Genomic DNA, 24,475 nt, shown 5'->3' with positions numbered 1-24,475 from the left:
GCGGGTTTCTTCTTGGCTGGTGTGACTATGAACCGTCCTTCTCCACCCAGTAGGTCAGGACGTTCTTGTGGCTTTCGAGCACGCTGCGTAACACGACGTCGCCGTGCCAGCGGTCCACATGCCCTGCCAGCAATCGACCGAGCGACTTGGTGGTGAGCGGACGGCCCGCGCCGTTGGTGGGGAACGTCCCGTCCCACACGTCGGTGCCGACCATGCTCTCCTGCCCGCTGATGGTCAGCTCCTTGGCCGTCAACGGCCGGTCGCCGTAGATGTCGCACCAAGTGAGCAGGAACGAGCGCCATTCGGCGTTATCGTCGTCCAGGTCCCGGTTCGCCGCGGCGTTGGCGAGGAACCCGCCGATGCCATGGTGCTCGAGGAACCCGCCCAGCTGGCGAGCCCACGCGGTGAACTGCCGCATCTGCGGGACCGCGGTGGCCGTCGGTGCCCCGTGCGTGGTCCAGTCGAGAATCAGGATCAGCACGTGCCGTAACACCGTCGCCCGGTTGACCGGGTCCAGGATCCAGGAGTCCAGATTCGGGATCGTGAACCCCGTGCGGGCTTCCGGGCGGGGACAGTTCGGGTCCAACCGCACCCACACCGTGCGCGAGGCCATGTCCGCGCCGGTGTGCAGGTTGTTGCCGGTGGCCAGCCACAGCCGGTCGTTCGGGTAGGTGGCCGCGGCGTTGGTGCCCAGCCGGCGATCCGACCACGTCCGCTCGGTCATCAGCCGCGCCAGCGTCGCCGACTTGACCACCGAGCCCTCGGTCAGGTTGTCGAACACCACCACGCCGGCGGCTTCGGCGAGCACGGTGGTGATGAGCTTGCGCAACTCGTCTTCCGAGTCGTTCCAGGTCAACACCTTCTGCCCGACCAGCAGCCCCACGCACCCGGTCAGGATCGTCTTGCCCGAGCCGGGCATGGACGCCTCGATCATCCCGAACGGCGACAACGCACGGGTGTAGGGCCGGATCAGCGGCGTCACCAACAGGGCCAAGTAGTTCGCCCGGTCAGCGTCGCTCCGCCACGGGAAGTCCCGCAGGAACCGATCCAGCAGAAACTCCCGCGCCGCCTCCACCTCGTCCGGGCTCGGGTGGTCCGGGATCGGCGCGAGGTCGTCGTTGGCCGCAAGGTAGAACCCGGTCGCCGGGTCGTAGCCCGGGGTCTGCAACAGGGTGCCGTCCGGGCGGATCACCGGCGTGGAGATGATCCGCCGCAACACCGGCAGCCCCGGCCAGTGCTGGCGCGCCAGCACCGCCCCGAGCACGTCCCGCCCGGGTGTCACCTCTTCGTCGCCTCCCTTGTTCTTGGACTGGATGATCTGGGTGTGTTCGGCCAGCAGCCCGGCCAGCAGCGGCGGCTTGAGCACCGACGCGGTGATCGGCAACGCCACGTCGTCATCTCCGGTGGCCGGGCCGGCCGCGCCGGAGATCTCCTCCACCACGACCGGGGCCCCGTCGGACACGTAGGTGTCGGGCACGATGCGGTCGTTGAGCGCGGCGGTCAGGACCCGGATCGCTTCGGGGTCCTCGCCGATGCGCAGCAGCGGGCGGCCTCCGTCGCCGATAGGCCACAGGGGACGCGCTCGGTTCGGTGTGCTTTCCGGAGTCGTGGCCATGGGCGTGTCCTCCTCGTGCAAGTGGTGCGGGGTGGTGCACCGCCGCGTCACGCGGCGGCAGTCCGGTCGGTCAGGCAGCGGTGGGCGCGCCGTCTTCGTCCCACAGCGCGCCTTGCTCGGGTGCGCGGTGGCGGAGCTTCTCCGCCAGCGCGGCGCGCCAGGAGAGCAGGTAGTGCAGGTGGTTGGCGCAGTTCTTGACGTGCGGGCGAGGACAGTCACTAGTCGGACGCTTCAGCCGGCGCGCGTCGTCGGACCAGGCGAGGGAGTCCGCGGAGGCGATGTAGGCGCGGTGCTTGATCAACCCGAGGGTTTTAAACCCGAACCCGTGGATGCGGGGCACGCCGTAGCGGCGGACCGCTCGCAGGATCTGCCCGGCCAGCTCGGTGCTTTGCAGCCGGCAGACGCTGCCGACGCACACCAGCTGTTCCGCGGTGACGTCGATCCCGAAGCGGCTGTAGAGGTCGGCGTGGCGGCAGTAGTCATCCGGTGTCTGCCCTTGCAACACCAGCCGCCACGGCAACTCCGGTGCGAGGCTGCGCAGCTCGATCGCGTTGATGACGGTCAGGTACTGGTGGCGCGGCACGGACAGCTTGGTGCCGTGGAACCACTTGCCGCCCCACCAGCCGCCTTGGATGATCGCCTGCTCGCACATCCAGTCCTGCGGAGACACCCACAGCATCTGCCCGATCTCGTCGCGGTAGCGCCGAACCCGCGCGACGTAGGCCCGCGGCGGGACGTTGTCCCAGTTGCCGTGCTTCTGCAGTTGGGAGAACCCACCGGAGTCGTAGGCGACCGGGGCGATCGCCCGCGGCAGCGTCTTGCGGTGCCGTAGCCGCGTGTCGGAGACGAACAGCGGCACCCCGGCCTGTTCCAGATGGATGACCTCGTGCGTGCCGGTGAGGAAGTCCAGCCCGCCGAACTCCTCGCCGGGCTGAACCTCCACCCCTACCCCCGCGTCACCGACGTCGTGGCGTCGGCTGGCTCGTAGTAGTACGGGTCCCAGGTGGCGGGGTCGCCGGTGATGGTCAGCAGCTCGCCGGTGCGGCGGTTGCGGACGACATCGCCGCGGGCGAACCCAGCCAACCGCGGGCCGGGCGCGCGGCGGTCGATGGCTTCGATCCAGCACACCGCCGACGCGGCGACCTGGACCAGTTCCGTCCGCAACCGAGCAGGGTCGGTTGCGGCGAGGGCTTCGAAGGCTTCTTCGGTGAGGATCTGCGCGAAGGTCACCTCTCCGCGGGACAGCGCGCGGTCGGTGGCTTGCCGGGCGGTGTCGGCGGCGTCGTCGATGGTGCGGGCGAGCCGGACGGGGTTGTTGCATTCGGGGCCGGTGCCGTCGGGGTGGTCCTGGCAGCCGAAGCGGGCATCCTGGCGGGCGCGTTCGGTCAGCACTTCGGCCAGCACGGTCACGGTCCGGTAGGTGGCGCGAGGTGTTGCGGTCATGGGCAAGCTCGCTTCCTGCAAGAGGGGGCAGCGGACCAGCCACGGGCCGGACACCTGATGCGGTGTCCGGCCCGTGGCTGGTGTCCGAGGAGGACAGGTGGTGCGATGGCCGGGTGGTGGCTGTCGGGAACCGAGCAGGTCCGGTCACGGCCGGTTCTCTTTCATCGCCTCGATGGCGCGTTCGATGGCGCGGCCGATCTCGGAGTAGCCGGCGTCGCCGGCGCTTTCGTGCCGCAGGCCACGCAGCCAGCGCAGCTCCATCCCGAGACGCCCGACGTGGATCGGGCCGTCGTCGGCGACGTCGTCGAAGTTGTCCCGAAGGATCTCTTGCAGCTTCTGGGTTTCGCGGGGATCGCGACGCAGCAGCGGGATCGAGTTCAGCTCGTTCATCAGATTCTTCAGCGGCTCGGGGGCGCCGGCCGGAACGTCGGGCGGTGGGCTGGCCGGGGCGTCGATCCGCATCAGGGCCATGTCGAGGCTGAAGCGGGCGGCGCTGCCTTCGGGCAGCCGGTCCCGGATCTGCTTGTAGGCCTCCACCCCGTCGGCCGGGGTGCGGCGTCCGAGCGTCACGTCGGTGGCGACCTGTCCGAGCACGTTGGCCAGCGGCTCGCCGTCGACGTCCATCCGGGCGTCGTCGCCCATGCGCTTGATCGCCGTGCCGATCTCGCCGTCGTCGTGGAAGTGGACGCTGTCGGGCTCCGGGACCCCGCCCCAGCCGTTGGGCAGCAGGGGCGCCTGCGACATCTCACCCGACACCGGCCCCGCCAGGGCGGGCTTCTCCGGGACCTCGGGTGTCTCCGGCTCGGTGCGGACCTGCTCGGTTTCGGGGACGGCTGGTTCCACCTGCGCCGGGTCGCCTCCACCGCTGCCGCTGGTGGCGGGCGGTCGGTTGCCTTTGCCCATGGATGACCCTCGCCCGCCCATCACCGGTCACCGCCGTCCCAGCGCGACGGGTAGCACCGCACCGGCGTCCCGGCTTGGACCTGCTCGGTTGGTGGCTTGCCGTGCACTAGTACCAGCACCGGGGCCAGGCGCTCGAGCATTTCGGCGTAGCCGGCGGCGAACAGCTCCCGGGCCAGCGGGTCGCGCCACACTCCGACCGTGGACACCGCGACCACCGAGCCGGCCGGGATGCCGGCGAAGGCGAAGGCGTAGGAGTCCGGTGTGGACCAGCTGATGGTGGGGACGACGGTGACGCCGTGGTGCAGGAGCCAGGCGCCGCACCAGCGGGCGCGGTAGACCTGCCACAGCTGCATCACCAGCGGCATGTCCCGGTACAGGCTGAAATCCGGTGTCAGCGCCGCGCCGACCGAGCGGCAGCGGGACAGGCCCCGCTCGGGCTTGGACCACACGACCTCGAACCGGTAGTCGTCCAGGAAGAAGTGCACCGCGGCGCCGGGCCCGGCGGTGTTGGTGGCGTGCCGGTCGGTGTAGGCCACCAACCGAGCAGGCTCGAACGTCGCCGGCGGCAGCAGCGGGATTCCCCAGTCGTTGTCGGTGGGCCACAGGGCGCGGCAGTTGAGCTTGTCGAAGTTGCCGGGCACGTCCTTCCAGCGGTGGCTGCTGCGGGTTCCGCCCAGCCCCAGTTGGGGCGCAGATCTCGCGGGCGTGTCGGTGGCGGTGAGGGTCATCGGTTTCCTCCTCGGAGTCATGACGCGGCCAGCGCGGCGTGGCCGGCTACGTCGAAGGTGGGTTCGCCGATCAGGTACTCGTGCAGGTAGGAATCCGGGGCCAGGCCAGCGGTGTAGAGGCAGGCTTCGCACGTGCGGTGCGCTCGCGGGAGTTCCGCCCAGCCGGTTTCGCCGCACTCGCGGCAGGTGCGGCGGGCGGCCATCGCCCGCTCGAGTGCGGCGGCGCGGGCCGGGGTCATCGGCCGGACCGGTTTCGCGTCGGCGATCAGGTACAGGTTGGCGTGCACGATCTTGGCGGCCTTGCGGCAGCGGAAGTACAGGAACGCTACCGGGTCCTGCCCGCCCGGGCGTTTCCCGAGCGCGCGCAGCTGGCGGCGCGTGGCGAGCAGGTTGCGCGGTGCGGTGTTGTGCGACAGCAGGGGTTTGCCGTGCCAGCGGCCCCGGGTGAACTCCCGATCTTCCGACCAGGGCACCGGGGCCAGCACCCACGGATACCGGCGTGCCATGACGGGTCCTCCTCGGGTTTCAGGCGGCCTGGCGCCGGCCGGATCGCGGGGTGACGCGGCGGGGGTTGTCGGCCCCGGCCCGCAACGCGGTGTCGATGACGCCGTCGTCCTTGGTGGCGGAGTCGGGGGTGTTCCAGGCCGCGACCGCCGCCCGCAGTTCGGCGCGGACGTAGCTCTCCTCCAGCAGCCGCGCGCCGACCAGTTGCCCCAGGGCGTAGGCCGCGGTCGACAGCACCTTGTTGCGGGTGCCTGGTTGCGCCGCACGGACGCGGTCGGTTTCGCCCCGCACGGCGGCGGCGGTGTAGGCGTCCGGGGCGGCTACGGGCTTCTCGTTTCGCCCGGAGATGGCCGCTGGCGCGCGTTCGACGGCGGCCTGGACCAACCACCCCGGCAACGGAGCAGGGTCCGTGTCGTCCAGCAGCCGGTAACCGCCTTCCGGGAGCACGCTTCCCGGGGCGAGGGCGTAGCCGCCCCAGCCGCGGGTGTCGATGTTCGAGGCGATGTGCTTGACCGTGGACCGCAGCCGGCACCCGGGCGGCGCGGTGTAGAGCAGGTGCCGGCCACCGGTCGGGGTTTCCACCGTCCACGTGTCCGGCAGCGGCCCACCTCGTTCCGCCGCAAGGGATTGCAGTTGGGTCCAGCCGTCGGGGTCGTGCTCGCCCTTGTGGCCGGGCTTGGGTTGGTCGCAGTCGAGCAGGAACAGCCCCGAGGGCCCGGGGAACACCGCGATGTTCCACAACGGACCTTCCGACCACTTGGCCGCGACCCGGTCCGGGTCGTCGGCGGCCAGTTGCTCCGGGGTGACGTGCCCATGCGCGCAGACGCCGGCGCCCGCGCAGTCGGGCAGGCTGTGCCAGTGCGCAGCCTTAGTGCCCGGACGGCAGGGGAAGACCTTCCACCCCCTGCCAGCGATGTCCAGCGCTGCCGCGCGGAGCCCGGACAGCGCTGCCGAATCGGTGCTCACCATCGGTTTTCCTTCCGCCAGTCGGGCCGGGGGTCCCAGGCCGCGACGTCGTGCAGGTGCACCCCGAACGCCCGCGCCAGCGCGTCGGCGAGCCGGTCGACCTCGGTCACCGGGCGCCCGCCGGTGCGCAGACACGTGATCAGCGCGGGGCAGGCGGCTGAGGCGTAGAACTCCCAGTCGTTCCAGGCGGCGGCGATCACCCGCCCGGCCTTCCGCGCCGGGTCGGGGTCGAACCCGGCGGTGTCGGTCAGCCAGGCGGTGATCTCGCCGGGCTTGTAGCGGGTCTCGCTCTTGCCCATCGCCGGAGCGGGTCAGTGACGCGGGCGGGTCTGGCAGCAGCGGTGGCAGACCCGCTGGCGCATCCGGTTGCGAGCCCCGCAGGAGCGGCAGCCCCACCGCGTCCGCGGCGACAGCGGCGCGTGGTGACCAGGCGCGGGCAGGCGCAGAGCGTGCGAAGTCGTCATGATCGGGGCCATCCTTTTCACAATCAGTGACCAGTGAGGGTCCGGCGAACGTGCCGGGCGGAGGCGTCACACTCCCGGCTCGATGACTACTCTTCGTAGTAATTCGGCGGCATGCGTGAGGCGCCGCGTCGCCGGGGCGGCGGCCGGGCGCCGGATGAGGTACCAATGAGTCGGCGGATGAGTTTTGCGAAAGCGAATGAGCTGGCTCATTTTGCGGATGAGTTGCCTGGTCAGCGCCTTGATCAGCGCGAATGCGCCGGAATGAGCGGAATGAGGTGGATGAGTCGGCCCCGCCGGGGCCGACCGCACCCCCGATTTCGGGGGGTGCGAGCGGCTCCGGGCCGGCTCATTCCGCGCCGACGGCGTCCCGGGCGGACAGCACGTCCGCCACCCGGGCCGGGTCGACCGGGTATTGACGGTCCGTAGTCGGGACCTTGTAGCCGTAGGCGGCGAGCAGGTCGGTGACCTGCTTGATCTGCCACCCGCTGTAGTGGTTCCAGCGGGCCGCCAGCGCCGCGGCGACAGCCGCCGCACGCGGGTGGGCCTCACCCTCGCGCGGGGTCATTTCGGTGAGCACGGCGAGCAGGTCGGCCAGCGGGTCCCGCACCACTTCCACCTCCGCCGTGGCGGTGGTGCCGCCGCGGGCCTCCAGCGCACGGGCGACGATGGCGGCTTTCTGGGGCTCGGTCAGGAAGTAGCTGCGCAGCGCGCCGGGCTCGTCCATGAACCCGACCGTGACCAGCGTCCCGCAGTCGTTCAGCGCGGATTTCGTCTTGGGCCGCAGGTCCAGCGCCGAAATCCCTTCCTCGTGCGCCTTCTCGCCCAGCACGGCGTTGTTGCGGGCCTTGTTGCCGTTGACCGCCCCGCACGCCCGGTTGGTCGACATCGCCACGAGGTCCCGCGGCAGGGACTGGTCCGACGGGCTGGGGGTGAGAAACGCCAGGTGGACGGCGTATTTGCGGCTCGCCATGAACAGGTTGATCACCAGGTTCACGATCCGCTTGCGCTCTTCGGCCTTGTCCTGGCGGAACAGCCGCTGGCACTCCTCCAGCACCACGATCCGCGGCCGCAACCCCGGCTCCTTCGCCACGATCTCCCGCCCGGCCTCCAACACGCTGGACACGTTGTGCTTCTGCAGCAGCCGGCCCCGTTCGGTCAGGTCGTCGTAGAGGGCTTGCAGGTGGTCCAGGGCGGCGTTGACGTTGTCCTCCCCCGCGCCCGGCGAGTACGTCTTCAGGCACGGTCGAAGGGCCTCGTAGTCGTTGTTCTCGGCGAAGACGAACACGTCCACGTCCACCAGCGGGTCCAGGATCGCCCCAGTCGCCAGCGTGATCATCAGGGTGGACTTGCCCGAGCCGGGCGCCCCGGCCATCACGAAGTTGCGTTCGGGCATGTCCGCGACGATCGGTTCGCCACGCAGGTTCACCCCGACCGGGAACCCGCACCAGTAGTCGGTCGCACCCTCGCTGAGCAGCGGATACGCATCGACCGGGTCGCGGAGCGCGCCGGGGTTGAGTCGGAACAGGTCCAGCACCGTCGGGTCGTCTTCGTCGGCGCGGATGAACAGCTCCATCGGCCGGCACCCGAGGTTGTGCGACAGCATCTCCTTGGCCTTGTCTATCGCCTTCACCGGCGCGCCCTGGGGGAGCCGGATCTTCGTTGACCAGCCCTTTCCGTCGATCATCGGCGGTTGCACCCACGCGTTGTCGGTGTCGCGGTTGGGCCATCCGTCCTTAATGGACGCGTTCAGCTTGCCGTTGTTGATGTTGGCCAGCGCGGCCACCACCGCGGACTCCGAGAGCTCCACGCGCAGGTTGCGGGTGGCCTCTTTCCGCAGGTGAACAGGCAAAACCTGGTCTCCGAGCCGGTTGCCGTCGCGCCACCAACGCGACAGCTTGACCAGCACCGCGGCGGTGGGGATGGCCCACCACCAGGTCACCACGAACACGCCGACGGCCCACACGAACGCCAGCACCGCGCGCCACACGGCGAGCACGTCGGTGGCGTTGAACTCGCCCAGCCACCGACCCAGCCCGTTGACCAGGCCGACCACCACCGAGACGACGAACAGCACCCCGAGCGCGGCGGCGGTGCGCCAGGCGACGCCCCAGACCAGTTCGGCCCACTTGCGCATCGTGTCGACGGTGACGTGCCGGCCCTCGTTGTACTGCCGGGTCAGGGCTTCCACCGCGGAGTGGTCACCGGACGCGCGGGCTTCGGCCCGGGCGGCCTTGAGGTCGGTGTTGTCCCGGTCCGCGCGCTTGCGCAGGCGGGCGGCCTCGATGCCCTTGCCGATGATCGAGGCGTGGCGGCGGGTGAAGCGCCACCCGCGCCCGGCCGCCCGGGCTCCGGTCCGCGTGCCGGTCCCGATCCGGTGTCCGGCGGTGTGCGCGGCCTCCACGGTGGCTACCGCCAGCCGGGCCCGGGTCTCATCCGACGGGCCGGCCAGCACCCGGCTGGTGCCCTGCAGGACCCGGGTTCCCCAGGTCTGGCGGACCGTCCCGACGGTCATCTCGGTGCCGGGTTCGATCACCTCTCCCTCGATCGTCTGCTGGTCGGTTCCGGGCTCGGGGCGGCGGAACGGGACGACGGTCCCGGACCCGTCGGGACCGCCGCCGGAACCGTTCTCCGGACCGGTCCAGGGACCGGTGTCGGCGGGGTGGTCCGGTCCGGCCGTGGTCGGGTCGGGCGTGGTGTTGTCCCCGGTCCCGGGGGGTGTCGTGTTGTCCTGCGTCATGGCTGGGGTGGTCCTTTCTTCGGTTCCGCAGCCGGGTTCGTGCGGCGGGTTCCGGTGCGGACCGGACCCGGCCCAGACACCCGGGTGCGGGTGCGCGGGCCGGGCCGGACCAGACCGGCGGGATGCCGGGACGGGTGCGGTCAGGGCTGGGCGGGGTTGTCGAGTTCGGCGCGCAGCTTCTTCGCGGCGGGCTTGCCGCAGCGGATCGTCTTCGCGATCCGGTACGGGGTGGCGGTGGCCGGGTCCAGCTCGCCCGCGGCGACGGCGTTCTCGAGTCGCTTGCGCAGCATCGCCATGTGCGCGTCCCCGGTCGGGCGGGACCGGTCGGCCCGGTCGCTGGTGCGCGGCGCCGGACGCGGTGCGGTCCGGCCGGGGTTGGTGTCGTCGGGGTGGTCGGCGGGCTTGTCGGCGGTGGCGACCCCGCCCCCGGTCTGGGTGTCGGGCGTTGCGTCGCCGTGCCGGTCCGGACCGGCGGCCGGGCCGCTCGAATCGAGCAGGTTCGCGATCGCCGCGTCCAGGGCGTCCGGCGGCCCGGGAACGTCCGGGTCCGGCGTCACCGCGATCAGGCGGCCCCGCTTCACCTGATACGTGCCGGGGGCGAAGGTGAGGCGGGCGTTGCCGTCTGCGTCGATCTGGGCGGTGGCCATCTTCAGCGCCGCGCGCGCCGCGGCGTTCGTCTTGGCCGCCTGGGCGGCGGCGAGCTTGTCCGCCGCCCGCTGGGCGCGGGAGCGGGGCGGGTCGGCGATCGCCAGCTGGTGGGCGATGACGCCGGCCACCGACACCACGCCCATGATCACCATGGCGTCCCAGCCGCGGGCCAGGCCGTGTACGGCGTTGGTGCCGAACGCCAGCGCCCCGAACACCCACACGCCGACCTTGAGGCCCCACACCGACCGGGTCCGGTCCTTGCTGCGGACGATCTGGACCGAGACGGCGAAGGCCCACATGCCCAGCTCGGTGATCAGCGGCAGCAGTCGGCCCACGCCGGAGGCGTAGACGTCAGCGCCGTAGCCGGCCATCGCGGAGGCGGCCATCACGAACGACACCACCGCGATGCTGTAGATCAGCCCGTCCACGACGTGGCCCCGAGCGAACGCGGCGATCGTCGCCCAGCGCTGGGCGCGGGTCTGGCGGCGCCGCTCGCGCTTGGCGGCGGCGTCCTCCTTCGCCTGGCGCGCCAGTTCGGCGGCCTGCTCGCGGTCGGCGCGGGCCGCGTCACTCGCGGCCTTCATCCGCGCGATCTCGTCGCCGGTGGCCGCGGCCTGATCCAGCCGGGCCTGTTCGGCCCTCGCCGCCAGGTTCGCGCGGCGTTCCTCCTGCCAGCTCATGTCAACCTCTTCCGGTAGAAGAGACACCCCGCGCCAATCCGGGCGCGGGGTGTCCACAGTGGTCAGTCAGCGGGGGCGGCAGCGAAGCCGCGATGCGGGGCCGCCAACCGAGCAGGTTCGAGGCGGCTGTTGCTACGAGCGGGTCACGCGGATGACCCCGGCTCGCTCGTACTTCGTGGTGAGTGCGGTGAGGCGATCACCGAGGGCCAGAAGGCGGGCGGCGGTGCTGCTGGGTCGCTTGGCCAGCGTGTCCGCTTTGGCAGCGCTGTCGATCTGGTAGTCGCTGATGGCCGCCGCGGCGAGGGCGATACTGCCGAGTGCTCCTCGGTCGGGCTCGGACAGCAGCGCCGCCGCCCGGTTGAGCGCGGCGGCGTTGCGGATGATCTCGTCGCGCCACTGCCGGTGGTGGTGGTTCCAGTCCCGAATCTGGGAGCGCGCCGCGTCGGCCAGCGCGTCCCGCAGCCAGCCGGACGGGTTGCTGCTGTCGGTCGTCGCCGGCGTGGTGGCGGGTGCGGGCCGGGCGCGCGTTGCTGCCGAGCGGCGCGCCGCCGGGGCCCGCCGCGGCGCGGGCGGCTTCGCGGCGGGCGTGTGGCCCTGGGAGCGGGCCCGCAGTTCGGCGGCGCACCGCCGTCGACCGCAGATCCGCAGGGTCGTGTTGGTTTGGGTGCGCTCCCGGCACACCACGCACATCGCCCGCGTCTTCCGCGGCGCCGTGGCCTTCTTCGTGCCGCTGGCCTTCCGGGTGGTGGCGCGCTTGGGCGTGGCCTTGCGCGCGGTGGACTTCCTGGCGGGCTTGGTCTTCCTCTTGCCGAAACCGAACATGGTGGGGGCCTTCCCAGACGGAGGGTCAGGAACGGACACCCCCGAACCCGAAGTGCGGGCGCGGGGGTGTCCACAGTGGTCAGTCGCAACGTGGGTGCCACCAACCGAGCAGGTCCAGGCCGGACCTCACTGGTCCGCGGGCACGGCGGTGACGGTCATGGTCGCGGTGACCGCCGGGCACGGCCATCCGCGCGCCGGGCGAGCCACCACGGCGGCCCCGCCGCCGGACGGCGTCGCGGTGGCGCTCGGGGCGGAGGTGGTGGTCGGCGGGCACGTGCTCGTGCTGGGCGCCGGCGCCACCGGGTCCGGCGGCGCGGTGACGCGGTAGCCGATCAGGTACAGCATCCACAGGGCGACGAACACGATCAAGCCGATGATGATCCGCAAGCGGCATCAGTCCCTTCAGGGTCGGTCGTGGGTGGTGGGTGGTGCGGCTACCGGCCGGGGCAGGCGTCGCCGGGCTGCAGCCGGAGGAACTGGTTTTCGGTGATGCGCACCGGGTCCAGCTCGGCGTCGGTGGGCACGTGGGCCGGGTTGAGCGTCTCCGTCCGCGCGCAGTAGGCGGTGTAGACCGTCGCGTGGGCGACGGGGTCGTCCGCGGTCGCGACGTGGTCGACGATCCACGCCGGACCGTGGGTGGCCGACGTGGTCGTGGCCGGGGCGGAGGTGCAGCCGGAACAGAGCAGGATGGCCGCCGCGAGCACGGCCAGGACCGAGGTGATGCGCACGGGCATCAGTCCTTTCGGGATGGTTCAGGTGGACGGGGTGTAGAGGAACCGGAACAACGCCTGTTGCAGCTGGACGTGGTCGTCCCCGCCGCCGGACAACGGCGGGTAGCCGTGGCGGGTGAGGACGTCGGCGACGTCCAGGACCAGGCCGATGGTGAACCGCGAGTCGTTCTCCGGTTGCGGGAGCGGGTAGGCGCGGGGCGGGCGGTCCACGGGCAACCCTCCAAGGTGTCGTAAGTGGACGGTGGTGCCGGGTTCCAGGCGGGCCGTCGGTGGGCACCGCCCGGAACCCGGGGCTGGGGTGGTGCGGGGTCAGCGGGTGGTGGTGGCCTTGTCCTTGCCCGAGGCGAGCACGGCGAAGACGCCGGACACGGCGGCGATGGTGAACAGGACCCACACCAGGCCCATGCCGTAGTGGGCCGGGTCCTTATAGTGCAGGCTGTTGGCGCCGTAGGTCAGCCAGGCCGAGACGGCGAACACGAGGTACGCGGCGATCCGCATGGTTTTCTCCCAAAGGGTTGTCGAGCGTGGTTGCGGCGAACGAGGTGCAGCGGGGCGAGCGGCCGGCGGCGCCGGGTCAGCGGCGGGACTTGGCCTTGGCCTTGCCGCCGGCGAAGACGAACAGCAGCGAGATCACCGCGACCGCGCCCAGCGCGAGCGGCAGGGTCGTGCCGTAGTGGGCGGGGTCCTTCTGGTGCAGGCTGAACGCGCCGTAGGCGAGCCAGGCGGAGATGGCGGCGGCGATGAACGCGATGAGCTTCGACATGGTTTTCTCCAGGGGGGGTTGGTGCGCAACAGGAAGGTGGAACTGGTGGAGCCCCGGCGTGTGGGCAGCACGAGGCCACCCACACCGGGTGGTGCGGGTGAAGCGGTGGTGCAGTGGAGTTGCGGCCGAAGAGCCGGCCGCGAGAGCTGGTGTCGTGTGTGGACAGTGGGGACCGTGCGTCTGCCTCACCAGCGTGGCTGTCGCACTTGACTGACACCATTCCCGAATCGGGGATTCCTGCGAAAGCCATCCATCGGACGGCGGCGTGGAGCCGGAGCCGGGCGACGTTGGCAGGTCAGGCGCGGCGGTAGGCGGCGGCCTGGGCCTGGACCTTGTCGACGTACCAGCCGGCGTGGTTGTAGGCGAAGATCGCCCGCCGGGTGTCCCCGGCCGCGAGGCCGGAGTCGCACAGGTAGTGCGCCGCCGCGGGGATCGCGTCGGCCGGGTCGTAGATGTCCGACCCGATGCCGGGGTGGCGGTTGCGGACCCCGGCGAAGGTGGCGGGCAGGAACTGCATCGGCCCGGCCGCGCCGGCGAAGTTCGCCCCGGAGCGGACGCCGGGTGCCTTGAGTCGGCCGTGGTCGGTTTCGACCTTGCCGATCCCGGCCAGCAGCGCCCAGTCCAGCCCCGGGCAGGTGCCGGCCGCCGCCTTGTACTGGCTCAGGTACGGGCCGGGGATGTCGGCCACGCCCGGTCCGGCGTCGGCGGCCAGGCCGACCCCGTCGCCGAAGTCCAGGCCGCCATCGCGGGTGTAGCCGACGGCGACCGCGGCGACCACGAACAGAGCAGCCGCACCGCCGACCTTGCCCAGCAGCGTCATGGTTGTTCACCTCCTCCCTTGCGTCTCGGGTGAACCGCGGCGCGCGCGGTCACGAGGCGACTTCGTCCCGCTCGCGCCCGGCCCGCGCCGGCACGTCCGCCGATCCCGTGCGCTCGCGGCGGTGCTGGCGGCGGCGCCACCAGCTGGCGATCGCCGCGGCCACGGCGGTGATGAGGCGGGCGGACCGGCGGGTGACTGGCCACTCCCACCCGATCCGGACCAGCAGTCCCGCGGCGATCGGCCAGACCAGCCAGCCGATCCCGGCCCACAGGACCAGCCCGGCCAGCGCGGCGGCGACCACCGTTTCCGGCAGCCACCACCCGACCCGGGCGATCGCCCGGTCGACGACCGGGCCGCCGCCGGTCTCGGTCACCTCGCCGCGGTCGCGGCGACGCAACGTCTTGCCTGCCATCGTGTTTCTCCCTTCACCCGGTCTGCGGAGACGCCGGAACCGCTCCGGCGAAACTTGCGGTGATCCGGGCGTCCAACCCGGACTGCACGGCCAGCAGCAGCCGCGCGGTGAACAGCAGCGGCCAGCGGAGCAGGCCGACGGCCAGGAACAGCAGCACCGCCAGCGCGAACCCGGCCAGCCGCCACGATCCGTGCTCCTTCGCGATCTCGAACACGCTCACGACCTCGCCCCCTTCAGCTGCTCACGCCGACGTTGTTGGCCGCCAGCCACGAGGTCAGCCACGCCTCGATCCGCTCGGGCGTGTCGCTCCAGTCGACGGCCGGGTCAGCGTCGAACGCGCGGGCCACCTGCACCGCCATCTCCTGCGAGCTGAGCGAGAACGGGAACCGAGCAGCCCCGGCGGCGCCGTAGCGCAGCGGCGACCAGCTGGTGAAGTCGATCCGCATCGCGGTGTCCCCGTCGGCTTCGATGGACGGGCACACCGCCAGGGTGTCGGTCAGCGCCAGGAACGGGATCGGCATGTCCACGGTCAGGTCGCCCGCCAGCACGGTGGTCAAGTTCACCGCGCCGATGTGCACGCCCCGGCCGTGGTGGATGGTGTAGTGGGATTCCAGCTTGATGTAGGTCACGACAAACGTCCTTTCCGGACAGTGGATGAGGCAGGAAGGTCAGGCGGCGGCGGGCCCGGCGAGGCGGGCCCACTCGATCGCCCAGTTGATGTGTTCGTGACCGGCGGGCACCAGCTCTTCGGCGGTGTCCAGGAAGCTTTCGACGTCGCCGCGCGGCACCGCGACCTCTGCCGCCCCCGTCGGCGAGGACAGCGCGATCACCACGCGGCTGAGATCGCCGCCGGTGTCCGGGCGGACCTGGACGTCGCCGTCCCCGGCCGGCTCGTTGCAGCCCGAAGCGAGCAGGTCTCGGGAGAACAACCACTCGCGGCCGGCGACGATGAGCCTCACGGCCCACGGGTCGGCGACGTCGTAGACCAGCTCCAGCGCAAGCTTCACGTTCGGTCCCAGCAGCACCCCGACGGCCGGGTGGGTCACGGTCTCCACGGTCACTGTCCTTTCCGGAGTTCGAGGGCGAGGCGGTACAGCTCGTCCGGGGTGACCGACTCCCCCGCCCCCGCGGCCAACGCCACGTGCCCGCCGGTCTGGGTGAACGGAATCGAGCTGTAGACCTGGATGCGGACGCCGGCCGGACCGCGGCCGGTGAGCGCGATGAACAGGGAGCCGTCGCGGGTGTGGCGCCAGCTGCCGGTGATTCCGGTCAGCCGGTGGGTCCAGATCAGCAGCGCCCCGAGCACCACCACCGGGTCCCGCCTGCTGGGGACGCTGGGCTGCAGCTCGATCCGGTTGTCGTGGGTGCTCAGGGTCAGGAAGCACGGTTCCGGGGCCGGAGTGTCCCGGACGAACATCCGGGCGACCGTGGTCAGCTTGGCCACCCCGGCCAGCGTCGTGAGCGCAGCAGACATCGAGAACTCCTTGTCACAGCAAGCGAGCAGGTTCGAGAGAGCAGGCGGGGTCAGGCGGCGAGGCCGTGAGCGGGCCCGGCGAGCAGGCGGGTGACGTAGCTGACGAACGTCCGGTCGGCACACGGGTGCACGTGGTCGGTCTGCGGGTCCCGCAGCGTGGCGCGCAACCACAGCGTCAGCCGCGCCACCGACCAGCCCCGCCCGCGCCGGGCAGCGATCGCCGCGATCAGCGGCTCCAGGAACTCCGGACGCACCCGCGGGGCCCGGACGGTGGCCGCAAGGACGACCGGGCTCAGCGGCGCAGTGTTCGACAGCGGCGACCGGCTGATCCGCGGCGCCATCGCCACCGCAGCCTGGCGCTCATCGGCGGCCAAGAGCCGCAGCTGCGCGGCCACGTCCCGGTAGACACCGGCGCGGCGGCGCATCACCACGTCGCCGGTGCGGCGAACCAGCAGCCGAGCGTTGGCCGCCAAGAGCCCGGCCAGCGCCTCGAACTCCCGCGCCACACCCGCCGCGACGCCGGCCGCGTCGTCAGCCGCCAGCACCAGCGGGTTGCCCGCCGTCTGCGGGTCCGTCTCGATCCACAGCCGCAACTGAGCAGCCACGTCGCCGTACACCGCGGCGCGGACACCCGTCACGACCTCCGGCAGCCCCGCTCTGGTCAGCACCGCGGCGTTGCAGGTCAGCGTGTCGGCCAGGCCCGACAGCCGGGCCGCGATCACCTGAGCGTGAGTGCAAGACATGAGCGGAATCCCTTTCAAGCCAGGCGATCCGCGACCGGGAGTGGGCATAGCTCTGCCCCCGGGACGAATGCCGAAGATTTGTGGATCAGGCGCGGAAACTGCGCAGAGAGCGAAGAGCAGCGGTGGTCAGGCGGCCGGGTTAAGTTCGGCGGTGACGTCGGCGAGTTCGGCCCGGAACACTCGGGCCAGGCGCATCGCTTCCAGCCCGTGCGGGCCGGAGAACTCCGCGCGCATCGTGCGGTAGGCGGCATCCAGCCAGTGCGCCCGGTCCTCGGCGATCGCCGACACCGGCGGCATCGTGGCCAGCACACCCGCGAACACGGCCGGAACGAACAGACGGTCAACCATCAGGCCACCTCATCCAGCCACGCAGCGGCCCGAGCCTGCTCCGCCCAGCTCCTGCGGTCGGCACCGGAGAGCAAGTCCACCGACACGAACCGCACCGGCACCAGCTCGCCGTCCGCGGTCCAGGCGGTGCCCGGCTGCGCGTTCAGCTCCGCGTCGAACCGCGTCAGCAGATCGCGGCAGTCGGCCAGTTCATCCACCGACACGAAGTGGGAAACGTCAGCAGCCAGGCTGCTGGTGTCGGCGAACACGTCGAAGTCCAGTTCTTCAGCGGCCATCTCGACCTGGCGGCGGCTGGGGTGTGCATACCTCATCGGGTTGGACCTTCCTTGCGTTTGCCCTACTGACGCATATCAATCTAGATCGATATGCGTCGGTTGGCACTACGTCTTTCGGGTGATGTAGGTCAGATTGAGTCGGCCTGGCTAGACTTGCCCTATGGACGGCAGCGCGGCGGCAATGGCTACCTACGAGCGAGTGGCCGAACAGATCCGGGCGGACATCCGGCGGGGTGTCCTCAAGCCAGGGGAGAAGCTTCCCGGCAATCGGGTCCTGGCAGACAAGTACGACGTTGCGCTAGGCACAGCGCAGAAGGCGTTACGGCTGCTGCAGGACGAGAGGTGGCTTACGGCGACGCCCTCCGTTGGTGTCTTCGTCAACGAGATCCCGGAGGAGGCGGTCGACCCGCTGAGTGCGATGGCCAGCGAGCTTGCCGAGCTACGCAAGCGGGTTGACGCCTTGGAGAAGTTGGTGGGAGAGCGTTGAGGGCTGGGGTTCCGGCGCGTTGTCATGCCATAAGAAAACCGCAGGTAGGAGGACGGCAGCACCGCGTTTCCGGAGATCTTTTGAGACGTCCCGACATCGCGAAACGTCCCGTGAAACGTCCTGAAAACGTCCCAGCAGGAGGCGAGCTGAGTGGCTAACGACCGCCTGCGCACCGCGATCCTCGCCGCCAACCTGACGGTTGACGATCTCGCCGCGCGGGTCGACGCAGACCCCAAGACGGTGGATCGGTGGATCAGGAACGAGGTCGTGCCCCACCGCAAGACTCGGCACAAGATCGTCGGCGTGCTTGGTGGGCGCGAGCAGGACCTTTGGCCCTCGCTCGCCACCATCGCCCGGCCCGCACCGACCGAGTCGGAACTGGTGCACCTGTACCCGTCCAGATCGGCTATCACGGGGCGCGGCTGGGAAGCGTTGCTGGCTGGAGTGAAGGAACGCATGGACGTGCTGGTCTTCTCCGGCGCGTTCCTAGTCGAGCAATACGACTTGGTCCCGCTGGTTCGCGAGAAGGCTGCGGAGGGCGTCCAGTTCCGACTTCTCGTCGGCAATGAGGAATCAGAGGCCGTCAAGCAGCGTGCGATCGAGGAGGGAACGCCTGGCGGTCTGGAAGGGCGCATCCAGCTCATGCGGCGGTACCTCGCGGACGTGGCTCACCTCGCCGGCGTCGAAGTCCGGACGCACGGCGAGATCTTGTACAACTCGCTTTACCGTTTCGACGATGACCTACTGGTCAATGGGCATGTGCTTGGCGCCCTGGCTGGTCAGAGCCCGGTGCTGCACCTACGACGCCAGCCCAACGGCCAGATGTGGCAGCACTACATGCGTTCGTTCGAGCGGACGTGGTCCGCCGGAGTCCCCGAGAAGCCGTAGGAGTGGCCGTGAGCCGAGTTGACTACCTCAACGACCCGAACGCGCCAGCTGCGAACAGCGTGGTTCCGTCGGTAACCGTGGCAATCCAGGACGACGCGGGGCGGCTTCTCCTAATTCACAAGATCGATAACGACCTGTGGGCGTTGCCCGGCGGCGGGCACGACCTAGGAGAGCGGATCACGGACACCGCCGTCCGCGAGGTCAGAGAGGAGACCGGCCTGGACATTGAGGTGGTGCGCCTGGTCGGCACCTACACCAACCCGAACCACGTCATAGCGTACGACGATGGCGAAGTTCGACAGCAGTTCTCTTTGTGCTTTGAGGCGCGCCAGATTGACGGTAATCCTCGCGAAGACGGCACAGAGACAAAGGCTGTGCGGTGGGTTACTCCAGAAGAACTGGATGCACTCAATATTCACCCGTCGATGAGGCTGCGGATTGAACACGCATTGGACTCGTCGCGAACCTCGCCCTACCTAGGTTGAGTTTCGGCCAGTCGTTCCTCAGTGCGGCGCACTGCCTCTTTGAGGACGGGAGCGGCCTTAACCCAGGTGCGGTGAACAGGATCGGCAACCGGGTATCGCTTTAGAATTTCCGCAATTCGCTCATTGTAGGTGAAGCGCTCCCCACTAGGGCCCGTTGTGAGGTCTGCGGTAACCAACGCATCCAGGACTGGATTATCGACGAACGGGAATTCGTCCAACTGTTCGCTCATCCCACGCTCAGCCGCCTCGAAGCGGGCACCGGAATGGTGAGCCACGAGGTTCACGATGTCCGCCGGCCAGCCTAGGTCTCGGAGGTGCCGCGCGCCGTCAAGAGGATGGAACTTCGTCAGTCCGATCTCGGGGGCGTAGCCAATATCGTGGAGCCATGCTGCCGCCACTAGGTACTCCGCCTGGTCCGGCTGCACAACTCTGACCAGTTCGCCCGCGCGTGTCGCCACGGCCCGCACGTGCGTCCAGCGGCGCCCAAGCGGCCTAACGAGTTGCTCCGCAAGGCGTGCGGCGTCTTCAACGAGTGTGGCCATGGTTCTCGACTCTATCGTCCATCTCACAGCGAGGCCACGCGCCTCGCATCATCCATTTGCGGGCAACATGCCGAGAACCTTAAGCTTCGCAAACACCGCCGGTTATGGGACATATCGCTGGGTCATAAGTAGCGTCCCATGCGTCAAGGAATGCCTTCTGTGCAGGGAAGTCGTATCGACACCACCGGCCAACACACAAGACCGTAACGGTCCGCGCACCAGCCGCTTTCAACGCAAGGGCCGCGGATTGCGCCGACGCGCCGGAGGTCCAAGTGTCGTCTACTAATAGAACATGCCGACCCGCTACGCGCGCACGATGCTCCTCACGTACGACAAATCTATCGGCGGCAATCTCACGACTAGGCTTATTGATGCCGGGGCCGAGGGCAAGGGATATTCGGCTGCCCTCGTTGTTATTCATAACGACGTTGCGGGCAAGCTCAGCAACAGGATGACTGCCACCAGGGTTATTCTTCGAGGGAACAAAAGTTACCAAGTCCCACATGCTGCCCGCAGCCTTCGCGATGCATCGTTGATGCATGAAGGTTGCTGCTACGACCATCAAAACCATGTCGTCTGCACACTTCTGCGCAGGCGGAATGTCCTTGTAGAACCTCACGGTATGCGTGGACTGATGACGGGGCGTCGCCCATCCACGAACATACGTTAACGTGACAACAAGGTCGGCCAGACCTCCGCCGTAAATCTCCCGATGCTGTCGACAGAAGTCGCACAACTCCGGACCGCCCGTCGGACCCGAACACACCCGGCAGGCGCCAGGAGCGAAACGACGCGTATTTCGGAAGAATCCACCTACGCGCGTCGTGAGTACACTACGAAGTTGACTTGCAGCGTCGGTCATTGGGCGATCAGATCCAGCAATCTGGAGACATCCGTCGTCGCGCTCGCTGCCTGCTCGGCAAAATCTAAAGCATCGTCAACTGAACGCGCGCGAAATACGCCGGGTTGCCCCAGTAGTGCCGGACCCCACTTTGTTGTTTCGAGCACCATATCACTAAGAATTACAGGCCGACCGTGCGCAACGGCAACCCGGGCCTGAATGCGCGCCCCGCTATGTTCGCCAGCTTCGACGACAACTGTGGCGAGGCCATAGGCGCTCATGGTAGCATTTCGCATTGGGAAATGATGTTTTCCAGGTGGTGCATCTGGCCAAAACTGCGATATAACTAGGCCGCTATCAACGATCTTATCCTGAAGCGCGCGATTTTCGGCAGGATAGTATCTCCGTATTCCTGTGCCGATGACCGCAACGGTTCGACCGCCGACGTCAAGCGCAGCTTCGTGCGCCGCAGCGTCGATGCCGCGCGCCAATCCGCTTAGCACAGTCAAGCCCCGAGATGCCAAGCCAACGGACACGTCCCTCGCAAAACCTAGCCCACGATTGGTCGCATTACGTGAGCCCACAACTGAAATTGCCCGGTCGGCTTGCATGAGCGCGCCTCGCGAGAAAAGTACAGGTGGAACTTGATGCACATCACGAAGCTGTGCGGGATAGTCGGCATCCTTAAAAGTAAGGAACCGAAAATCCTCCTTCAGCCAACTCTCTACGTCGCGCCTTGCTGCGCGCAACTCCTCCTCATCGCCGCCGGCTGGGCTGAACAGGTCTGGTGCATGGAACTTGTCCCAAACGTCCATTGCGCTACCGACATCGGCAACCATCGCCGTGATCTGAGGCCAGGTAAGCCCTTCAGGTCGGGTGCGCAGCAGCGCAACCAAGGCCACCCGCTCGTCAGTGTCCCAATCGACCATGTTGCCCACACTACGACCACTGTCACTACCTGACAGCATGGTGCCTCCTTGTTGATCGGAGCCGCAGTCTATCGAACAAGTGATCGAATGTGGCAAGTTTCTGCAGGTTGGCCGGGCTACGGCGGTCATGGGCGCGGCGCGCCATGTGTGGACGCTCGCACGTCAGAGTGTGCCGCGCGAGCGCCTACACCACTACTTGAGGACGGCTCTCCGGGCTGACAAGTCTCGCTCCCGGCGACCCGTGTGACGGGTGTCATACCTTTGAGTCATCAGTAGACAACGTCATGCAGCAGAAAATATCAAGGTGATGACAAAGCGTTGACATCTATCACTCTTTGTAGTGATCTCCGGTCGTCTCACACACACCGTGCCGCATTTCACACGCCACAGGACAGCTCCGTGGCTGACCGACCTGGGTGAAGCTTGAACCGTCGCCGTAACCCTTGGCCGGATGACCGCGACGTAGGGGTAGGAGCATCGAGGCGAGGGGGCGACTTGGGGAGCTACACGGCGGGAGCGCTGTCCTCGGCCGCTATCAGCACACTCTTATCTGATCTTGGGCGTGCGCGAGCTTACGGCGTACTTGCTTGGGCGCCCCTGAAACCCACGACTATGCAGGGCCTCCTCCACGTTCGGACCGAGGTCGAGGACTGCTCCGACGGACTTCTGCGGGCCTATTTCGTGACCGCGCGCCCTGACCGGTTCCACGTCCAGTACCTGGTCAACCGCGTGCCGGTCCGACGTCTCGACGTCAACGCCGACCATCGAGGCCTGCCGCCGGACACAACGCACAAGCACACCTACGTTCCTCAGAACGGCTCTGAGAGCACGTATGTACCGAACGACATCCCCTCGGTACCGTTGGGTCCAACGGTCGCCGCCGGCACCTACCGGAGGGTGTTCGAGGCGTTTGCTTCGGAATGCTTCATCGAATTGCCCGAGGGATACTGGACGGAGCCGGGGAGGTGAGGTGCGGTGGACGAGTCCAAGATCAAATCTAGCGTGTTATCCCAGGTCAACGACGTGATCGATGTGCGCGAGTATGGCCACGGCCACCTCTTGACGCTCCCTCTCGCGTTCTACGATGACGACCTGATCACACTGTTCGTCGAACCGTTCGAAGCCGGCGTGCGCGTGACGGACCAGGGCACTACCGCCATGCGCCTGCATATGGCAGATCTCGACCTGGACAACCCACGTGTTGTCGAAGCTTGGTCACGATCGGTAGCAAGCCTTGGCCACCAGTCGCTCACTGTCGAGGACGGCACAGTCGGAGGCTGGGGCGATACATCGCAGGTTGGTCGCCTCGTACTGGCCGTTGCGGAGGCCGTGCTTCGTGTCGACCAGTTGCGATGGATGGTCCAAGACCGGCGCCCTGTCCGGTTCAGAGACCGTGTCGTACGCACGATCAGCTCCATTGCGAGCGCCCCCGAGCAGGTGACGCCCAATGCGGCATTGCCACAGAGGTCGGGACGAACACGGCAGGTCACAGCGGCGGTCGGGCCAGATATGGACAACCGCGTGTACGTCCAGGCGATGGGTAAGAGTAATCGCGATCAAGCCGCCGAGCACTGCTACTACGTGTTCAAGCACACCGATGTGCCTCGCAACCGTGTCCTCGCGGTAGCAGCTGGGCGCCGTGAGGCTTGGCCCGATGTCGTACTCGGTGAGTTAAGCGAAGTCACGGACGTGGCTTTCTTCGACGAACAAGGGGATGTCCAGGCCAAGTTGAGCGAGCGTCTGGCATCGCTCGCAAGCCCGCGTCTGCCCCGCTGCTAACCCTCGAAGATTCGGCCGCGAGCGTGCCGGCGCCCGCTCCCAGACTTTCCACACGTGTGGGCTCAGGTCGTTCCGATCGCTGTCACGGGGCGGCGGGTGGGCACCACTCGAGGGATGCAGCGCGTAACACGCGAAACCGGCCCCTCTTGGCAGCGCTTGATCTGCATGGACTGGGCCAGGCCGGCGAGCCGTTTTGCTGCCCCCACATGCGCCTTGCTAGCGACGCGTGGCCATGACTGAGTGGAGCGGTCAGTTCGTGCCAGTCGCGTTATCGAGCGAAGGCGCCTTCGTTAGACGCTTTGACCCGGCAATCGGGAAGCCCACATAGTTGTCGCCGTCGCGGTAGATCAGGGCAATGCCGGCGCTAGAGATCAGGTCCTGCAGGTCGTCGTTAGGCTTGATTGGGAGCAAGATCGCGATAGTGGGGTTTGGTGGCGTCACGTGACGGCGGTAGTCCAGGAGTTGGCCGATGGCCTCCCGCACTGCTTTGCGGGAGGCACTGCCCTTCGCTTCGTGGAGGACTTGTGCGGTCTGGTCGTAGATGTCGGTGAGCAGCGTGCCCGTTGTGCCCTTGATCTTGATCTGGAACCGCGCGAAGACGTGGCCGTGCTTCCTCAGGAATGCTTCGTAGTGGTCGGTGAGCTCAGCCTCTTGGCGCTCGGCTGTGGTGGCCGCTGAGCCAGAGCGCTTGTTGTACTTCGTCTTGGAGCGTTCCGTTGGCACGATGGAACTGCTGGTCACATCGGCCGGTACCAGCATGGCTGTGGTCGTGGTAGCCGGCGGAATCCTGTCTTTGTCGTTCGGCCTGCTACCGTCTGCAGCTCGAAGGCGAAAGACGATCACCTTGCGCGGCTTGCCAGCCTTGTCGGGGGACTGTCGGACGTAGTACGGCCTGTCCCTATCGAGGGCCATCTCACCGACGTATCGGTGAGTCTTGGTACCGGTCTTTGGCACCTTGCCCGCCGCCTTGAAGACGTGCAGCGCACGGCCCGCAACTGCGTGGTTCAGGACTGCCTTGTTCTTGGCACCGCCATAGCCGTCGAAGGTCTGGTCGCCGTCGTTGCCTGCGCCGGTGTACTCGAAGATCGCACCGTTAGCGTCGTCCTCGTCCAGCCAGCCGTCAACGTAGCCATATCGTTTGCCAGCTTCGTTGTCGGAGTAGATGAGGATGCTGTTCGAGCTAGTCGACGGCACGATGCCTCCCTGCTCCGAGCCACCCATCAGAGCCTTGACCTGGTCGCGGGTGTAGATCGCGTCCGGCTTGAGCGGCACTGCGGCCATGCTTCCCCCTCGCGTCATGCTTGGTCTGCTCTCGCAGTGTGGCACGCAGCCCCGACAGCTCCCGCGGGTGACATGGAGACGTGCCCGAGCTTTCACACCTGTCACTCTCCTACGGCTGGTCGATCTGCTGTACAGCAGCGAAGTACAGCAACCGTGCCGATCCTCAG

33 protein-coding genes are annotated in these 24,475 nt (G+C 68.5%); 5 read left to right on the top strand and 28 right to left on the bottom strand.

From position 1 onward, the window contains the following. Positions 1 to 25 precede the first annotated feature (25 nt). From ACWEN0_RS03420 to ACWEN0_RS03300, 25 genes are all read right to left on the bottom strand, one after another. Positions 26 to 1,615 (bottom strand): hypothetical protein, encoded by a 1,590-nt coding sequence (locus ACWEN0_RS03420; protein ID WP_451968536.1) that lies wholly within the window; start codon positions 1,613 to 1,615, stop codon positions 26 to 28. A gap of 70 nt (positions 1,616 to 1,685) precedes the next feature. After that, positions 1,686 to 2,558 (bottom strand): deazapurine DNA modification protein DpdA family protein, encoded by an 873-nt coding sequence (locus tag ACWEN0_RS03415; protein ID WP_451968534.1) that lies wholly within the window; start codon positions 2,556 to 2,558, stop codon positions 1,686 to 1,688. A 2-nt stretch (positions 2,559 to 2,560) separates the two neighbouring features. Then, the gene (locus ACWEN0_RS03410; RefSeq protein ID WP_451968532.1) at positions 2,561 to 3,058 is read right to left on the bottom strand and encodes a hypothetical protein; all 498 of its coding nucleotides are present in this window, start codon (positions 3,056 to 3,058) and stop codon (positions 2,561 to 2,563) included. 144 nt (positions 3,059 to 3,202) lie between these two features. Next, complete coding sequence (locus tag ACWEN0_RS03405; RefSeq protein ID WP_451968531.1) at positions 3,203 to 3,961, bottom strand: hypothetical protein; 759 nt, start codon at positions 3,959 to 3,961, stop codon at positions 3,203 to 3,205. Positions 3,962 to 3,981: 20 nt separating this feature from the next. Next, entirely contained in the window at positions 3,982 to 4,689 is a 708-nt protein-coding gene (locus tag ACWEN0_RS03400; RefSeq protein WP_451968529.1) for a DUF4417 domain-containing protein, read from the bottom strand. Between the two features lie 17 nt (positions 4,690 to 4,706). Then, positions 4,707 to 5,195: an RRQRL motif-containing zinc-binding protein gene (locus ACWEN0_RS03395; protein ID WP_451968528.1), complete on the bottom strand. Its 489-nt coding sequence runs from the start codon at positions 5,193 to 5,195 to the stop codon at positions 4,707 to 4,709. A 19-nt stretch (positions 5,196 to 5,214) separates the two neighbouring features. Continuing rightward, the gene (locus ACWEN0_RS03390; protein WP_451968526.1) at positions 5,215 to 6,162 is read right to left on the bottom strand and encodes a bifunctional DNA primase/polymerase; all 948 of its coding nucleotides are present in this window, start codon (positions 6,160 to 6,162) and stop codon (positions 5,215 to 5,217) included. Further along, positions 6,156 to 6,458 carry a hypothetical protein gene (locus ACWEN0_RS03385; RefSeq protein ID WP_451968524.1) on the bottom strand — a complete coding sequence of 101 codons (303 nt, stop codon included), beginning with the start codon at positions 6,456 to 6,458 and terminating at the stop codon, positions 6,156 to 6,158. The genes ACWEN0_RS03390 and ACWEN0_RS03385 overlap by 7 nt, the downstream gene beginning before the upstream one ends. A 511-nt stretch (positions 6,459 to 6,969) precedes the next feature. Then, on the bottom strand, positions 6,970 to 9,360 hold the full coding sequence (locus ACWEN0_RS03380) for an FtsK/SpoIIIE domain-containing protein (RefSeq protein ID WP_451968522.1): 2,391 nt from the start codon (positions 9,358 to 9,360) through the stop codon (positions 6,970 to 6,972). 140 nt (positions 9,361 to 9,500) lie between these two features. Beyond that, entirely contained in the window at positions 9,501 to 10,688 is a 1,188-nt protein-coding gene (locus ACWEN0_RS03375; RefSeq protein ID WP_451968520.1) for a hypothetical protein, read from the bottom strand. A gap of 132 nt (positions 10,689 to 10,820) precedes the next feature. Next, positions 10,821 to 11,510, bottom strand: coding sequence for a hypothetical protein (locus ACWEN0_RS03370; RefSeq protein WP_451968518.1), 690 nt, complete (start codon positions 11,508 to 11,510; stop codon positions 10,821 to 10,823). 126 nt (positions 11,511 to 11,636) lie between these two features. Beyond that, complete coding sequence (locus ACWEN0_RS03365) at positions 11,637 to 11,897, bottom strand: hypothetical protein (protein ID WP_451968516.1); 261 nt, start codon at positions 11,895 to 11,897, stop codon at positions 11,637 to 11,639. 47 nt (positions 11,898 to 11,944) lie between these two features. Beyond that, entirely contained in the window at positions 11,945 to 12,244 is a 300-nt protein-coding gene (locus tag ACWEN0_RS03360) for a hypothetical protein (RefSeq protein ID WP_451968514.1), read from the bottom strand. 18 nt (positions 12,245 to 12,262) lie between these two features. Beyond that, a complete protein-coding gene (locus ACWEN0_RS03355) occupies positions 12,263 to 12,451 on the bottom strand; it encodes a hypothetical protein (protein ID WP_451968512.1) in 189 nt (62 codons plus the stop codon). A gap of 99 nt (positions 12,452 to 12,550) precedes the next feature. Continuing rightward, positions 12,551 to 12,739, bottom strand: coding sequence for a hypothetical protein (locus tag ACWEN0_RS03350; protein ID WP_451968511.1), 189 nt, complete (start codon positions 12,737 to 12,739; stop codon positions 12,551 to 12,553). Between the two features lie 76 nt (positions 12,740 to 12,815). Beyond that, positions 12,816 to 13,004, bottom strand: coding sequence for a hypothetical protein (locus ACWEN0_RS03345; protein WP_451968509.1), 189 nt, complete (start codon positions 13,002 to 13,004; stop codon positions 12,816 to 12,818). A 295-nt stretch (positions 13,005 to 13,299) separates the two neighbouring features. After that, positions 13,300 to 13,824: a transglycosylase SLT domain-containing protein gene (locus tag ACWEN0_RS03340; protein ID WP_451968507.1), complete on the bottom strand. Its 525-nt coding sequence runs from the start codon at positions 13,822 to 13,824 to the stop codon at positions 13,300 to 13,302. Positions 13,825 to 13,873: 49 nt separating this feature from the next. Beyond that, complete coding sequence (locus ACWEN0_RS03335) at positions 13,874 to 14,236, bottom strand: hypothetical protein (RefSeq protein WP_451968505.1); 363 nt, start codon at positions 14,234 to 14,236, stop codon at positions 13,874 to 13,876. A 13-nt stretch (positions 14,237 to 14,249) separates the two neighbouring features. Then, complete coding sequence (locus ACWEN0_RS03330) at positions 14,250 to 14,456, bottom strand: hypothetical protein (protein WP_451968503.1); 207 nt, start codon at positions 14,454 to 14,456, stop codon at positions 14,250 to 14,252. A 13-nt stretch (positions 14,457 to 14,469) separates the two neighbouring features. After that, positions 14,470 to 14,865, bottom strand: coding sequence for a hypothetical protein (locus ACWEN0_RS03325; protein ID WP_451968501.1), 396 nt, complete (start codon positions 14,863 to 14,865; stop codon positions 14,470 to 14,472). A 39-nt stretch (positions 14,866 to 14,904) separates the two neighbouring features. After that, positions 14,905 to 15,291 carry an SsgA family sporulation/cell division regulator gene (locus ACWEN0_RS03320; protein WP_451968500.1) on the bottom strand — a complete coding sequence of 129 codons (387 nt, stop codon included), beginning with the start codon at positions 15,289 to 15,291 and terminating at the stop codon, positions 14,905 to 14,907. 2 nt (positions 15,292 to 15,293) lie between these two features. Next, positions 15,294 to 15,710, bottom strand: coding sequence for a hypothetical protein (locus tag ACWEN0_RS03315; RefSeq protein WP_451968499.1), 417 nt, complete (start codon positions 15,708 to 15,710; stop codon positions 15,294 to 15,296). Between the two features lie 50 nt (positions 15,711 to 15,760). After that, positions 15,761 to 16,453 (bottom strand): hypothetical protein, encoded by a 693-nt coding sequence (locus ACWEN0_RS03310; RefSeq protein WP_451968498.1) that lies wholly within the window; start codon positions 16,451 to 16,453, stop codon positions 15,761 to 15,763. A gap of 126 nt (positions 16,454 to 16,579) precedes the next feature. After that, on the bottom strand, positions 16,580 to 16,801 hold the full coding sequence (locus ACWEN0_RS03305) for a hypothetical protein (protein WP_451968497.1): 222 nt from the start codon (positions 16,799 to 16,801) through the stop codon (positions 16,580 to 16,582). Next, positions 16,801 to 17,112 (bottom strand): hypothetical protein, encoded by a 312-nt coding sequence (locus ACWEN0_RS03300; RefSeq protein WP_451968496.1) that lies wholly within the window; start codon positions 17,110 to 17,112, stop codon positions 16,801 to 16,803. Before ACWEN0_RS03300 ends, ACWEN0_RS03305 begins: the two co-directional genes overlap by 1 nt. A 124-nt stretch (positions 17,113 to 17,236) precedes the next feature. On the opposite strand from ACWEN0_RS03300, the gene ACWEN0_RS03295 reads away from it, so the two are divergent. The 3 genes from ACWEN0_RS03295 to ACWEN0_RS03285 all read left to right on the top strand — a co-directional run bounded on the left by ACWEN0_RS03295 (position 17,237) and on the right by ACWEN0_RS03285 (position 18,936). Then, entirely contained in the window at positions 17,237 to 17,563 is a 327-nt protein-coding gene (locus ACWEN0_RS03295; RefSeq protein ID WP_451968494.1) for a GntR family transcriptional regulator, read from the top strand. Positions 17,564 to 17,713: 150 nt separating this feature from the next. Then, a complete protein-coding gene (locus ACWEN0_RS03290; RefSeq protein ID WP_451968492.1) occupies positions 17,714 to 18,451 on the top strand; it encodes an XRE family transcriptional regulator in 738 nt (245 codons plus the stop codon). Positions 18,452 to 18,459: 8 nt separating this feature from the next. Continuing rightward, positions 18,460 to 18,936: an NUDIX hydrolase gene (locus tag ACWEN0_RS03285; protein ID WP_451968490.1), complete on the top strand. Its 477-nt coding sequence runs from the start codon at positions 18,460 to 18,462 to the stop codon at positions 18,934 to 18,936. Here ACWEN0_RS03285 and ACWEN0_RS03280 read toward each other — a convergent pair. Continuing rightward, on the bottom strand, positions 18,924 to 19,478 hold the full coding sequence (locus ACWEN0_RS03280) for an HD domain-containing protein (protein WP_451968489.1): 555 nt from the start codon (positions 19,476 to 19,478) through the stop codon (positions 18,924 to 18,926). The two genes, ACWEN0_RS03285 and ACWEN0_RS03280, sit on opposite strands and share 13 nt — an antisense overlap. Positions 19,479 to 20,336: 858 nt before the next feature. Continuing rightward, complete coding sequence (locus ACWEN0_RS03275; protein WP_451968488.1) at positions 20,337 to 21,248, bottom strand: DNA-processing protein DprA; 912 nt, start codon at positions 21,246 to 21,248, stop codon at positions 20,337 to 20,339. A 612-nt stretch (positions 21,249 to 21,860) separates the two neighbouring features. Between ACWEN0_RS03275 and ACWEN0_RS03270 the strand changes: the two genes are divergently transcribed. Together ACWEN0_RS03270 and ACWEN0_RS03265 are read left to right on the top strand one after the other, a co-directional pair. Beyond that, on the top strand, positions 21,861 to 22,217 hold the full coding sequence (locus ACWEN0_RS03270; RefSeq protein WP_451968486.1) for a hypothetical protein: 357 nt from the start codon (positions 21,861 to 21,863) through the stop codon (positions 22,215 to 22,217). A gap of 6 nt (positions 22,218 to 22,223) precedes the next feature. Then, on the top strand, positions 22,224 to 23,027 hold the full coding sequence (locus ACWEN0_RS03265; protein ID WP_451968484.1) for a hypothetical protein: 804 nt from the start codon (positions 22,224 to 22,226) through the stop codon (positions 23,025 to 23,027). A 249-nt stretch (positions 23,028 to 23,276) separates the two neighbouring features. Here ACWEN0_RS03265 and ACWEN0_RS03260 read toward each other — a convergent pair whose 3' ends face one another. Continuing rightward, a complete protein-coding gene (locus tag ACWEN0_RS03260; RefSeq protein ID WP_451968482.1) occupies positions 23,277 to 24,308 on the bottom strand; it encodes a hypothetical protein in 1,032 nt (343 codons plus the stop codon). Positions 24,309 to 24,475 lie beyond the last annotated feature (167 nt).

The organism is Amycolatopsis sp. NPDC004378 (assembly GCF_053602455.1).
Note: the sequence above shows the minus strand (reverse complement) of the source record. Positions and strands in the feature narration are given on the sequence as shown.